Raw genomic sequence first — 13258 nt, forward strand, 5'->3', positions numbered from 1 at the left:
ACGTAGTTCAATAAATCTTCTGGAATTTTTTTAAGGTAAAAACTCCATTATAAAAATTAAACGCAGCTTAATTTTTATACACGTTCCGAAATTTCTTCCCGTTCCCGGATATCGTAGAGTTTCCGGTCCAGTTCCGCCAGCTTCATCTGCTGGAGGGCCATCTTGTATTCCACCGGAAGCACCTTTACGAACTTGGGCTTGTACTCGGCCCAGTTGTCCAGAATGTTTTTGGCATAGGCCGATCCGGTCCAGTAGATATGCTGTTCAATATGCTGCTTAACAAAGCTCTCGTCCTCTTCGTTATCAAGGCCGGAAAGCTCTACCATTCCCTTATTGAGGAAGTACTCGAAGTCGCCTTTCCGGTCCAGCACATAGGCTATGCCCCCGGACATACCGGCGCCGAAGTTGCGGCCCACGGTTCCCAGGACGATGAGACGGCCCCCGGTCATATATTCTGCGGCATGATCCCCCGCACCTTCCACCACTGCGGTGGCCCCGGAATTCCGCACGCAAAAACGCTCCCCGGCCACCCCTGCGGCGTACAGTTCCCCGGAAGTGGCGCCGTAGAGCACCGTATTCCCGATGATGATGTTCTCGCTGGTTTCAAAAGTCGATCCAGGAGGAGGGGCCACCACGATGCGGCCACCCGAAAGGCCTTTGCCCAGGTAGTCGTTGGAGTCCCCGGCCAGGCGGAAGGTGATCCCCTTGGCAAGGAAGGCGCCGAAACTCTGGCCGGCGGAACCGGTGAAGTCCACGGTAACAAAATTCTCAGGTAGGCCCTGGCCGCCGAAACGTTTGGATACTTCGTAGGAGAGCATGGCACCTACTGCCCGGTCGGTGTTGCGCACCGGCAGGGAAAGGGCGGCGGGAATTTTTTTATCCAGGGCGGAGAAACATTTTTCGATAAGCTGGCGGTCCAGGACTTTGCCGATATTGTGGACCTGGTCCTGCACGCAGCGCCGTTCCTGGCCGCCGGGTATAAAGGCCGGGCCTTCGGGTTTGTAGAGCAGGGCTGAAAGGTCCACCCCGGCGGATTTTGCCTTGCCGCTCTTCCGTTCCACCAGTAAATCTGCGCGACCCACCAGGTCGTCAAATTTTCTGATCCCCACAGAGGCCATGATCTCCCGGACTTCTTCGGCGATGAACCGGAAGAAGTTGATCAGGTACTCGGGTTTGCCGGTGAAGCGTTTCCGCAATTCCGGGTCCTGGGTGGCCACTCCCATGGGACAGGTGTTTTCGTGGCACTTGCGCATCATTACGCAGCCCATGTTGATCAGGGTGGATGTGCCGAAACCGAATTCTTCGGCCCCCAGCATTCCTGCGATCACCACATCCCGGCCGGTTTTAAGCTGGCCGTCGGTCATGAGGCGGACCCGGCCCCGGAGACCGTTCTTTACCAGCACCTGGTTGGTCTCCGAAAGACCCAGCTCCCAGGGGAGGCCTGCGTGGCGTATGCTGCTCTGGGGGCTGGCCCCGGTGCCGCCATCGTAGCCTGAGATGAGGATATTGTCCGCATGGGCCTTGGCAACCCCGGCGGCAACGGTTCCCACCCCGGATTCGGATACCAGTTTGACGCTGATCCGGGCCTGGGGGTTGGCGTTTTTCAAATCGAAGATAAGTTCAGCCAAATCTTCTATAGAATAAATGTCGTGATGGGGGGGCGGGCTGATCAGGGTAACCCCGGCGGTGGAATGCCGGACCTTGGCAATCATGGCGTCCACCTTATGCCCCGGGAGCTGGCCTCCCTCGCCGGGCTTGGCGCCCTGGGCGATTTTGATCTGGATCTCCTCGGCATTGGCCAGGTACTCGCTGGTCACCCCGAAGCGGGCTGAGGCTACCTGCTTGATGGCGCTCCGCAGCCAGGAGCCGTCGGACCTGACCGCAAAACGTTCCGGGCTTTCCCCGCCCTCACCGGAGTTGGATCGGCCGTGGATGGAGTTCATTGCCCTGGCTACGGTTTCGTGGGCTTCCCGGGAAATGGACCCAAAGGACATGGCCCCAGTGGTGAAGCGCCGCATGAGGGTTTCCACGCTCTCCACTTCCTCCAGGGGAACCGGAGCCGCAGGCCCGTCCTTCACGGTACCCGGCGCGGCAAAGTCCAGAAGGCCCCGGATGACATGGGGGCTTTGGTTCAGTTTATTTGTCAGGGTGGAAAATTCCTTGAATTTCTTATAATCCCCGGTACGGGTGGCCCACTGGAGCAGGTAGATGCTTTCAGGGTTCCAGGCGTGCTTTTCCCCGAATTTCCGCCAGCGGTACTGGCCATCCCCATTCAGGAGATAATCCACCCCCTGGGGCCAGTCCCCGGTTTTGATAAAGGCTTTCCGGGCTTCCCGATAATGGTCCAGAACCTCCCCTTCCAGCTCGGCAAAGCCCGCGCCGCCTATACGGCTGGGGGTGCCCCGGAAACAGGTGTCTATCACTTCCGGGCCCAGCCCTATGGCTTCGAATATCTGGGATCCCCGGTAGGACCGGAGGGTGCTGGTGCCCATTTTGGACATCACCTTGAGCATGGCCTTGTTAAGCCCCTTGATGTAGTGCTTCTTTGCCTCCGGGAAAGACCCGGCCCGTTTTCCGTCCGGCCCGGCGCTTATGGCGGCCAGGGAGGCCAATGCGCCGTAGGGGACCACCAGGTCTGCGCCGTAGCCGAAGAGCAGGGCAAAGTGCATGGGCTCCCGGGGCTCCATGGATTCTGAAATAATCGACAGATGCATACGCTGCCCCGCCCGGATAAGGCCGTGGTGTACTGCCCCCACCGCCAGCAAGGCTGGAATGGCGCAGCGACCGGTCTTGGCGGCCCCCGAAGGGACAGCTTCCGGGGACAGAGCTCCCCGGTCAGAGAGGATCAGCAGGGACACCCCGTCCTTCACCGCCTTGATTGCCTCCGCAATCAGATTATCCAGGGCCGGTTTCAACAGTTGTCGCGAAACCTTTCCCGTTTCCAGTTCCGAATTTTTCACTTCAAAGGTGGCGTCCAGTATCCGGGACTTGAAATCCACCGGGTGGACCTGCTTGAGGGTTTCCAGATCCGCGGGGGTCATGATGGGATTGAGGACCTTGATGCGCCGGCAATGGGACTCGGTTTCTTCCAGCAGGTTCTTCTGGGGACCGATGAAACTGGTCAGGGTCATGACCAGGTCCTCCCGGATGGAATCAATGGGCGGGTTGGTCACCTGGGCAAAAACCTGCTTGAAGTAGGTGTAAATCCGCTGGCTCCGATCGGAAAAAACCGCCGTGGGGGTATCGGTACCCATGGAGCCTGTGGGTTCCTGGCTGGTTTCCGCCATGACCAGGAGCAGCTTTTCCCTGTCCTCCCGTGAATAGCCCGCAACCCGTTCCATGTACAGCCGCTTGGCATCGCTTTTCAGCTGGGGGTCTACAAATTTCACCCCCTGCCCTTCCCCGGTCAGTTCCTGCTGCAGGGTGATGATCTGCCGCTTTACCCAGTCCCCGTAGGGCTTGGACTGGTAGACCTGGCGCTTCACCTCGTCATCCGGGATGATCCGCCCTTCCAGCAAATCCACCATGAGCAGTTTCCCCGGCCTGAGCCGGCCCTTGTAGACCACCTCTTTGGGGCTAAAGTCCTGGACCCCGGTTTCCGAGGCCATGACAATAAGATCGTCCTTAGTGATGGTGTACCGGGAAGGCCGCAGCCCGTTCCGGTCCAGGGTCCCCCCCACAAAGCGGCCGTCGCAGAATACCATGGAGGCCGGGCCATCCCAGGGCTCCATAATAGCGGCGTGGTATTCATAAAAAGCCTTGAGCTCCTGGGGTATGGGGTTTTTGTCGTTCCAGGATTCGGGGATCAGCATCATCAGGGCATGGGGAAGGGTGCGGCCGGACATGATCAACAGTTCTAGGACATTGTCAAAGCTGGCGGAATCGCTCTGGTCCGGCTCGATAAGGGGGAACAGGTCCTTCAGGGCAGCGCCGAAACGGGGATGGGCAAAGAGAGCCTCCCGGGCAGCCATCCAGAACCGGTTTCCTTTGACCGTATTGATCTCCCCGTTATGGGAAACAATGCGGAAGGGCTGGGCCAGGGGCCAGTTGGGGAAGGTATTGGTGGAAAACCGGGAATGGACCAGGGCCACTGCGGTCTTTAGCCCCTCATCTTTAAGTTCCGGGAAGTAATTCTGGAGCTGGGATGACATGAGCATCCCCTTATACACGATAGTCCGGGACGAAAGGGAGGGCATATAGCCCCGGGCCCCGGCGTTTTCCAGGGCAGGATCCTCCCGAATACGCTTTTCCAGAGATTTTCTGAAAATATAGAGCCGGAATTCCAGGTCCGAGACCCCTTCACCATCCCTTTTTGCCCCCTGATCCTGGGAACCCAGGAATATCTGGCGCGTCAGGGGCTCCGCAGCCTGGGCAATGGCGCCTAGTACCCCGGTGTCGGTGGGTACATCCCGCCATCCCAGGACCGAAAGGCCCGCCGTCGCAGCAGTTTCGTCGATTAAGCCGAGGATTTTAGCGCCCTTTTCCTCCGCCTTCTTATCCCCTGCCGGACCGGGAAGAAACACCAGGCCGGTCCCGTAGTTTCCCGCTTCCGGGAGGGCAGGGACAAATTTTTTATAAAAATCATGGGGGATCTGGATCAGCACCCCGGAACCGTCACCGGTCTTATTGTCAGCGCTTTCCGCGCCCCGGTGTTCCATCCGTTCCAGGACCTCAAGCCCCCGTTTCAAAATTTCATGGGAAGGTCGGCCCTTAATATCAGCCACAAACCCTATACCGCAAGAATCATGCTCATCCTCTTCCCGATACAAACCCTTTTGGAGGCGCTGGTCTACCTCTTCTTCGTGCTGGCCCATAATGGCTCCTTAACATAAGCGATTCCTATAGTTATACAAAATTGAGGATTATTATGCAATAATGGGGGATAAGGCGTTATGTCAGGCTTGGGACGCTCATACCGGAGGGGGCGGGCGAATCCCCCTCCCCCTAACCTGTGGAGTCTGCCTACGGAGCCCGGTAGGTCTCCTCCGGCAGGGAAAGGGGGCTTGACGCATTATCCCAAATAGCGGCCTTTATTGAGCCCCACGCCAGGCGACATTTATTCAGGTAACAACCTGGCGGTTGCATTTCCAGGCGTCCAGAGACGGGGGAGGGGGATTCGCCCGCCCCCTCCGGCCTGGTGTGCCAGTAAGAGCATAACGACTTTTCCCCTGAGGGGGGACCGGGGGGTGGGATAGGGCATAACGGCTTTTCCTTGGGAAGGGGAGCTGGGGGCGGGAGATTCGGCGGTTTGGCATCATCAATCTTCTTTTTCTAAAAACTAACCGGGTTTTTAGAAATGCCCTTTATGAGAAAAACATAGAGTTCACAGAGAACCTATTTTTCTTTCGTTCATCTGCGTTCTCTGTGTTTTTCTTTGCTTGGAATTATTACTTGGCTAGTATCTTTGCTAGATCCGCCTCGGGGGTGCTGATGGGGGTGATGGCGAATTTTTCGACCAGGAAGTTCAGCACAGTGGGCGAAACAAAGGCCGGCAGGCTGGGACCTAAGTATATGTTTTGGATACCCAGGTACAGAAGGGTGAGCAGGATGCTTACTGCCTTTTGTTCATACCAGGAAAGAACCATGGTCAGGGGCAGATCATTTACCCCGCACTTAAAGGCGTCGGCTAATGCAATAGCCACCTGTATGGCCGAGTAGGCGTCGTTGCACTGACCCATGTCCATGATTCGCGGGAGGCCGCCGATTTCTCCGATATCAAGGTCGTTGAAGCGGTACTTGCCGCAGGCCAGGGTTAGGATAATTGAGTCCTTGGGGGATTGCTTCACAAAATCTGTATAGTAATTACGCCCCGTCTTTGCGCCGTCACATCCGCCTACCAGGAAGAAGTGCTTGATCGCCCCGGCTTTGACCGCATTGACAACCGTTTCTGCCGCAGCAAGAACAGTGTTTCTGGCGAAACCGGTGGTCACTTCTTTACCGCCGTTGATGCCGGTCATGGGGTGGTCCTCCTTATACCCACCCAGTTCCAGGGCCTTGTTGATTACTGCGGAAAAATCCTTTGGCTCACCAATGTAAACCATGCCGGGATAGGCGACTTCCCCGGTGGTGAACACCCGGTCACTATAACTGTCCTTAACCGGCATGAGGCAATTGGTGGTGAAAAGAATTGGCCCGGGAAGCCCATCGAATTCCTGCTGTTGGTTTTGCCAGGCGGTTCCGAAATTGCCCTTGAGCTGGGGATAGGCTCTGAGGGCCGGGTAGGCGTGGGCAGGTAACATTTCACCGTGGGTATAGATATTAATGCCCTTGTCCCTGGTCTGATCCAGGAGTAATTTGAGGTCCCGGAGGTCGTGGCCGCTTATGACGATGAAGGGTCCTTTTTCCACAGTTAAACTAACTTTTGCCGGGGCTGGGTGTCCATAGCTTTCGGTATTGGCTTTGTCCAGGATTTCCATGCACTTGAGGTTGATCTTCCCGGTTTCCATGACCAGGGGCAAAAGTTCATCCATGCCGTACTGTTCTTCACTCAGTGCATTAAGGGCGGTATAAAAGAAATCCGTCACTGTTTGGTCCGTGTAGCCTAAGACCATCCCATGGTAGGCATAGGCGGCTATACCCCGTACCCCAAAGAGTAAAAGTGACTTGAGGGAACGGATGTCCTCATGGGCCTGCCAGATTTTTTCCATGTCAAAGTCCTCACACTGTGCGGCCTCAGCAAAAATGGCGGCCCGTTCAGCCCGGGCAATTTCAATTTTTTTGGCAATAGCAGCATTGTCAAAATCCACATTGGTCATAGTGGTGAAGAGACCTTCAACAATAATCCTATCCGTGTTTTTTGTTTTTCCCTTTCTTGAGGCTACTTTAGCCAGAATGATAAGGGCGCCGGTCAACTGGTCCTGTAAAAGGGCGGTATCGTCCTTTTTTCCGCAGACCCCCGCCTTTCCTGCACAGCCTTTGCCGGCTGCCGTTTGCTCGCATTGAAAACAAAACATACTATCCTCCTATGGACTTAATGGATTATGTAAATATAGCCGCCCTGGGTGGAGAAATATGTTGTATTTACAACGGAATGGAGAAAAAATGCAAAAAACAGGGGGAATAACCACGAAGGACACCAAGGAACACAAAGGGGCAATTCCAAACAGCCATCTTTTCTCTTCCTCTGTGATCTCTGTGTGCTTCCCTCTGCGTCTCTGTGGTAAATCTTCTATATCAATAATTTATTTACTTCCAGTTTTTTATCAGGACCTCGTTTACGGCGCCTCTGCCGCCTGAATCAGCATTAATTAACCGCCTTGCCGATACGGGTATAATCTCAAAGTACCCATGGGCATACAGGCCCCGGATAAATTCGGTATCCGAATTGCTCAATAGGCATTTCACCCCCCGCTCGGCCATGGTAATCATAACATTGCGGAGCCGTTCCTGTTCCGTCTCAAGAAACCCATCAGCCTGGTATCCTGTGAAGCTGGTTTTATCAAGCCGGTGATAGGGCGGGTCAAAATATATAAAGGAGTTTGTATCGGCATTGGTAACGGCTTGTTCAAAGTCAGTATTAAGGATGGTAATGTCATTGCTGTTAAGATAGTTGCCAATTTGGCGTAATAGGGTTTCATCATAGATTGCAGGATTTTTGTTTTTTCCATGGGGCACATTGAAAAGACCCTGAGAATTGACGCGATACAGGCCGTTAAAACAGGTTTTGTTCAAAAATATTAAACGGGCAGCCTTTTCGGTGTCGGTCAATTTGTTAAATTCATCGGTATTCCGGTCAAGGTTTCTGATTTTATAATAATATTCCTTGTCGTTATTCTCTCTATGGGTTCTTAATAGTTCAATGAGCTGTTCAATGTTTTCTTTTATTGCCCTGTAGGTTAAAATTAACTGGGCGTTAAAATCGTTAATGATTGCCCTTTTGGGTTGTAATTCAAAAAACAGAGCCCCGGCGCCGATGAAGGGTTCGTAATAAGTATACTTATCTATATTTCCGGGGAGATGGTTTTTTATTTCAGCCAGCAATTGCCTTTTGCCCCCCGCCCATTTTAGATAGGGTTTAAGGGTTATTTTTTCGTCTTTGTTCAAAAACTTTTTCCGTATTTTGATTTTGGATTATTTGTTCTAATTTTTTCAATGCTTCCAAATTAATTATGTTTTCCAATGCTTTGAAAGACAAGTTTACATCATTGCTATTTGCTTCAATTCCATCAGGATATCTTATGTTGTTATTAAATTTGTTCAATAAACTGCACTCGTCCTTTATATCGTTAAAACAATTATCGTATTGTAAACACAAATTATTTAAATATGGTAAATTATGCGTATTTTCAATTTCATGATCATTGTATACTAAATATCCCTTTAAATATTTTTCTGTGGCCTGTGAGCATAAGTAGCATATAATTTCATTATGTTTTTTTAACGCACTATTCAATATTTTTGCAGCATCATAATCTTCGGCTGCCTTATAAAACCATTGGATTGTATCTTTAAGATTCATAAATTATTTTTCCTTTATTATAAATAGTATTCTCAAGAATGTAGTCATTTTTTCTTGAATTAAAAATATTTTCATTTACTAGTAATAAATCAATAAAAAAAATATTCTTGTCGCTTAATTCCCTTATTATTTTTGCATATATTTCTGTGGTGTTTTTGTATTTGTCGGGTAATACTGTATATATGTCTATATCGCTGTCTTCATTTGGTTTTCCATAGGCATAGGATCCAAAAAGATAAATGGATTTTGCGTCAATATTATTTAAAATTGTTTCTTTTATCAATTGTATGTCTTTATCAAAATTTATTTTCATGGTCATATCTCCTTGTATTTTGCTGTCAGCCTAAGAACTGTCGGGCTATGGATAAGCCCAGGCGGACAGGCAATGGTTCCATGCGGCGGGCTACTTGTTTAAGCGCCTTGCGAATCGGCAAATGTTGGGGGCAGTGGCTTTCGCATTTGCCGCATTCAACACAAAGCCTCGGGCTATGGGGCTTTTTACTCACCGCTGCAGTACTGGTAAGAAATTGCTGCATCCCGATTGTAAAATTTTGGGCAAAGCTGGCATTATAGGCGGCAAAACAGCCGGGGATATTTATGCCCTTGGGACAGGGCATACAGTAATTGCACCCTGTACAGTGAATTTTGTATGCCCGGTTAAACAGTCCAATCACTTCGGTATACACTGCCAATTCCGCATCGGTTAAAGGGCGGGCATTCTCAGCGGAGCGAAGATTGTCTTCCATTTGCGCAGTAGTATTCATGCCGCTTAACACGCAGCTTACTTCGCTCTGGTTCCAGAGCCAGCGGAATCCCCATGCTGCGGGGGAAAGGGTGGGGTCGGTTTTTGAAAACAGGGCGGCCGCTTCCTTTGGCAATCCTGCGGCAAGTTTTCCCCCGAGCAGGGGCTCCATGATCATAACCGGTATTCCCTTTGCTGCGGCCGCTTTTAGCCCTTCCTTGCCGGCCTGATAATTCTCGTTGGAATAATTGTATTGTATCTGGCAGAAATCCCATGGATAGGCATTGAGTATCTTCAGGAATTCTACCGAGGAACCGTGAAATGAAAATCCCGCCTGGCGTATTTTTCCTGCCCGCTTTTTTTCGGCTATCCATTGTTCTATTCCCCATTCACGAAACTGTTCCCATTGGGCGGAGTCGGTTATCATGTGCATTAGATAATAGTCTATGTAATCAGTTTGAAGGCGTTCAAGTTCCTTGTTAAAAAATTTGTCAAAATCATCGGGACCTTTGCACACGATCAAGGGTAATTTTGTGGCGATAAAAACGGATGTGCGTTTTTTGTGCTTCCCAAGAATTGTCCCCAAGGTTTCCTCGCTATTTGGGTATATATACGCGGTGTCAAAATAATTTACCCCCCCGTCAATCGCCGCCAGGATCATCCGTTCTGTTTCGGCCATATTCCGTGAAAACCGCATGCATCCAAGCCCCAGTATTGACAGCTTATTTCCTGAAACTTTATCTTCCCGGTATTGCATATAGGATCTCCTGTTTTTCGGTTTTTTCCACCAGGTTCCTCACCGTCCCAGAAAAGACAGCTTGCCGCCGAATTTGTGCCACTTGCCTGAGTCCCGTTTGTTTCCCTCTTCAATAATGTTAAAGATAAAGGTACCGAGGGCGTTGTCCTCCCCGGCTTCGGAGGCGGAAAAACCGTAGACTTGGTAGGGTTCGTTCCGGGAGGAATCCATGAGCCCCTGAGCGAAGGCGCGGAAGGATGCGGCCACCGGGGGGCCGATAAGATCAACCGGATCATCCCTGCCGCCCCCTGAGCCGATGTCCGCCAGTACCAGTGCCAGGGCACCCGCCCCATGGGCCTTGAAAACTGTAGCCAGTTCCTTTACCAGAAAAAACCAGCCTTTGATATAATCGTTGATGATGATCTCCAGGTTGGCAGGGTTCAGGTTTTCTGCGCTCTTCCGCACCGCCGGGGGTGTGCAGACCAGGATGGCTTCACTAAGCTGTCCCAGCCGGTTTTCCGCCCCAAGCACCATGGTACGTGCCGAGACGGGGCTGCCGGGGTTCCAGTCCAAGGGGATGGGGCCGGTCCCTTCAGGCGCCTTCGCCGAGGCAGGCCTGTTTTCCAGCGGGTAGGGCAGGCGGTTAGGGATAATGGCCGCTACAAAGCGATCCACCCGCCGCCCCGTCTCGGAGGCAATTGCGGCGGAAAGGGTGGATTCGTTTCCGGCGATGAGAATTCCTCTGGTCATCGGCTAATTACTCCTCACACCCATTCTACCGCATTAAAACCACGAATGACAGGGCACCGGGCATTGCTAGAAAAGCCCTTAAAATTCCGCAGTTTTTGCGGCGATAAATTCCTTTTCAATCTCCTCCGAGGGCTTGGGAGTTGCCAGGCTGACCAGGAAGATCGCCAGACAGGACAGGATGAACGCGGGGAGGAGCTCGTATACCCCAAAGGCGCCCCCGATCTTGCTGATGAATTCCTTCCAGATGATCACCATGCCGCCGCCGGTGAGCATTCCTGCGATGGCCCCTTGCAGAGTGGTCCGTTTCCAGAACAGGGAGAAAAGGATCAGGGGGCCGAAGGCGGCGCCCAGGCCAGCCCAGGCGTAGGAGACGATGCGGAAGATCGACTGGTTGCCCGAAAGGGCGATGGCCACCCCGAAGATGGTTACCAGGAGCATGGTGATCCGGGCCACCCACATTACCAGGCTTTCGCTGGCGTCCTTTTTAACAAGCCCCTTGAAGATGTCGTTGGCCAGGGCTGAGGAAGCGATGAGCATATAGGAGTCAGAAGAACTCATGGAGGCCGCCAGGACCCCGGAAATCACCAGCCCTGCCAGGAGGGGCGGGAAAAAGTCCACGGCCAGATGGATGAAGATGGTTTCCGAATTTCCCGCTGTATTGAGCAGGGCGGGCATATAGGCCCTCCCGATAAGGCCGATGGCCACTGCGGCAAAAAGGGAGACGAAGCACCAGGTCACCGCGATAAGCCGGGATTGGGCAATTTTAGAGGATTTGCGTATGGCCATAAACCGGAGCAGCACCTGGGGCATACCGAAATAGCCCAGCCCCCAAGCCATGCAGGAAACGATGTTGAGCAGGGAATAGTTTGCCCCGGGGCCAAAAGAGGGCTTCCCGTTCACCAGGGCCTGGACCCCTGCGGCTTTCCCCGAAGCATCCAGGGGGGTGGCTATACCGAAGATATCTGTAAACCGGGGGAAATTCTTGAGGTTTTCAGAAACCCCCGCCAAGCCCCCGGCATGGGAAACCCCGAAACCCAGGACCAGGATTAGGACCAGGATCATCATCAGGCCCTGGATAAAGTCGGTAGTGCTCTCCGCCAGAAAGCCTCCCAGAAGGGTATAGACCATCACCAGGGCCGCTCCCAGGATGACCATGGCGGTATAGTAGTCTTCCGCCCCAAAGACGTAACCAAAGAGTTTCCCGAAGGTGACAAACTGGGAGCCCGCATAAATAGAGAAGAACACCAGGATCACCAGGGCGGCAATGGACATGAGGATGCGCTTTTTGTCATGGAAGCGGTTGCTGAAGAAGGTCGGCAGGGTGATGGCGTTATCCGCCACCTGGGAATAGGCGCGGAGCCGTTTTGCCACGAGCTGCCAGTTGATCCAGGTCCCGATAAAGAGCCCCAGGGCGGTCCAGAAGGCCTCCCCCATCCCGGTAAAGTAGGCCACCCCGGGCAACCCCATGAGGAGCCAGCCGCTCATATCCGATGCCTCGGCGCTCATAGCCGCCACCCAGGGCCCGAGCCCCCGTTTCCCAAGGAAAAACTCCTCGGGGTTACTGTTACTCCGCTGGGCATACCACAAACCGATGACGATCATCACCACCAGATAGGCTCCCATCCCAATCAGGGTCTGAATATTGGACGCAGACATAGCGTATCCTCCTTGTTATAGCATGGTGCCAGATAAAAATTGACTTTTGGAACCAGCCATAGAATTTATACCGGAAAAAGAGGGGAAATGTATACCGTATGGCAAAAAAATTGAAAATAAACGGAGTTCCCAGGCCCATGAGAAATAATTTTTGAAGTCGACAACTTTGAAGTACGATACTTGACTTTTTTTGCTTCACTTATTACTATAATAGAAACCTATGGGGGTGTAGTGAAGCTGGTTTATCACGCTGGCCTGTCAAGCCGGAGATCGCGGGTTCAAGCCCCGTCGCTCCCGTTCCCGTCTGTAAAGACGGGTTTCTTTTTTTTCGGGTAATAGCGCAGCTGGTAGCGCGCTTGGTTCGGGACCAAGAGGTCCCCGGTTCGAATCCGGGTTGCCCGACAAAAGTGATTCTTCAACCAAAAAAAGCCGGATTCGAACCGGGGACCAGGACCCTCTAAAAGGCGATTCAATGAGCCTTTTAGAGGGTCGCGAAGCTGGACCAGTTGCGCAGCACGAATCCGGGTTGCCCGACAAAGTAAACATTCAACCAGTAAAGGCCGGATTCGAACCGGGGACCAGGACCCTCTAAAAGGCGATTCAATGAGCCTTTTGAAGGGTCGCGAAGCTGTAACCAGCAGCGCCGCCAGAATCCGAGATGTGCGACACATGTGAGAAGCTCTGAGCCAGAGGGTTGCCCGACAAAACGAGCCTTTTGAAGGGTCGCGAAGCTGTAACCAGCAGCGCCGCCAGAATCCGAGATGTGCGACACATGTGAGAAGCTCAGATTCAAGAAGGTTGCTCGACAAAACGAGCCTTTTAGAGGGTCGCGAAGCTGACCCAAGTTGCGCAGCACGAATCCGGGTTGCCTGAATGTAATTATTTGCTATATAAAGACTTGTCGTATTATGCCGAC

General features: G+C 52.6%; 8 protein-coding genes and 2 tRNA genes. 2 read left to right on the top strand and 8 right to left on the bottom strand.

The features are described 5' to 3' along the window. Positions 1-74: 74 nt before the first annotated feature. From gltB to putP, 8 genes are all read right to left on the bottom strand, one after another. Positions 75-4814, bottom strand: a complete 4740-nt coding sequence (gene gltB / locus TREPR_RS03075) for a glutamate synthase large subunit (RefSeq protein ID WP_015706826.1) — start codon at positions 4812-4814, stop codon at positions 75-77. Between the two features lie 573 nt (positions 4815-5387). Continuing rightward, positions 5388-6953: a hydroxylamine reductase gene (gene hcp / locus TREPR_RS03080; protein WP_015706827.1), complete on the bottom strand. Its 1566-nt coding sequence runs from the start codon at positions 6951-6953 to the stop codon at positions 5388-5390. 232 nt (positions 6954-7185) lie between these two features. After that, positions 7186-8043, bottom strand: coding sequence for a DNA adenine methylase (locus tag TREPR_RS03085; protein WP_015706828.1), 858 nt, complete (start codon positions 8041-8043; stop codon positions 7186-7188). Further along, positions 8015-8458 carry a HEPN domain-containing protein gene (locus TREPR_RS17775; RefSeq protein ID WP_015706829.1) on the bottom strand — a complete coding sequence of 148 codons (444 nt, stop codon included), beginning with the start codon at positions 8456-8458 and terminating at the stop codon, positions 8015-8017. The genes TREPR_RS03085 and TREPR_RS17775 overlap by 29 nt, the downstream gene beginning before the upstream one ends. Then, entirely contained in the window at positions 8448-8771 is a 324-nt protein-coding gene (locus tag TREPR_RS03095; protein WP_015706830.1) for a nucleotidyltransferase domain-containing protein, read from the bottom strand. Before TREPR_RS03095 ends, TREPR_RS17775 begins: the two co-directional genes overlap by 11 nt. Before the next feature lie 25 nt (positions 8772-8796). Continuing rightward, positions 8797-9957 (bottom strand): aldo/keto reductase, encoded by a 1161-nt coding sequence (locus TREPR_RS03100; protein WP_015706831.1) that lies wholly within the window; start codon positions 9955-9957, stop codon positions 8797-8799. 39 nt (positions 9958-9996) lie between these two features. Then, the gene (locus TREPR_RS03105; RefSeq protein ID WP_015706832.1) at positions 9997-10686 is read right to left on the bottom strand and encodes a hypothetical protein; all 690 of its coding nucleotides are present in this window, start codon (positions 10684-10686) and stop codon (positions 9997-9999) included. A gap of 78 nt (positions 10687-10764) precedes the next feature. Beyond that, the gene (gene putP, locus TREPR_RS03110; RefSeq protein ID WP_015706833.1) at positions 10765-12342 is read right to left on the bottom strand and encodes a sodium/proline symporter PutP; all 1578 of its coding nucleotides are present in this window, start codon (positions 12340-12342) and stop codon (positions 10765-10767) included. A 222-nt stretch (positions 12343-12564) separates the two neighbouring features. Here putP and TREPR_RS03115 point away from each other — a divergent pair. Together TREPR_RS03115 and TREPR_RS03120 are read left to right on the top strand one after the other, a co-directional pair. Beyond that, positions 12565-12639 (top strand) — tRNA-Asp (locus TREPR_RS03115). 32 nt (positions 12640-12671) lie between these two features. Further along, positions 12672-12744: transfer RNA gene (locus tag TREPR_RS03120), tRNA-Pro, on the top strand. Positions 12745-13258: the final 514 nt, after the last annotated feature.

It is taken from the genome of Treponema primitia ZAS-2 (assembly GCF_000214375.1).
In the GTDB taxonomy this organism is placed as follows: domain Bacteria; phylum Spirochaetota; class Spirochaetia; order Treponematales; family Breznakiellaceae; genus Termitinema; species Termitinema primitia.

What these genes read in the sequence shown, in the direction of transcription:
- gltB (WP_015706826.1), bottom strand. Translation starts at nt 4,814, where the DNA reads ATGGGCCAGCACGAAGAAGAGGTAGACCAGCGCCTCCAAAAGGGTTTG.
- hcp (WP_015706827.1), bottom strand. Translation starts at nt 6,953, where the DNA reads ATGTTTTGTTTTCAATGCGAGCAAACGGCAGCCGGCAAAGGCTGTGCA.
- TREPR_RS17775 (WP_015706829.1), bottom strand. Translation starts at nt 8,458, where the DNA reads ATGAATCTTAAAGATACAATCCAATGGTTTTATAAGGCAGCCGAAGAT.
- TREPR_RS03095 (WP_015706830.1), bottom strand. Translation starts at nt 8,771, where the DNA reads ATGAAAATAAATTTTGATAAAGACATACAATTGATAAAAGAAACAATT.
- TREPR_RS03100 (WP_015706831.1), bottom strand. Translation starts at nt 9,957, where the DNA reads ATGCAATACCGGGAAGATAAAGTTTCAGGAAATAAGCTGTCAATACTG.
- TREPR_RS03105 (WP_015706832.1), bottom strand. Translation starts at nt 10,686, where the DNA reads ATGACCAGAGGAATTCTCATCGCCGGAAACGAATCCACCCTTTCCGCC.
- putP (WP_015706833.1), bottom strand. Translation starts at nt 12,342, where the DNA reads ATGTCTGCGTCCAATATTCAGACCCTGATTGGGATGGGAGCCTATCTG.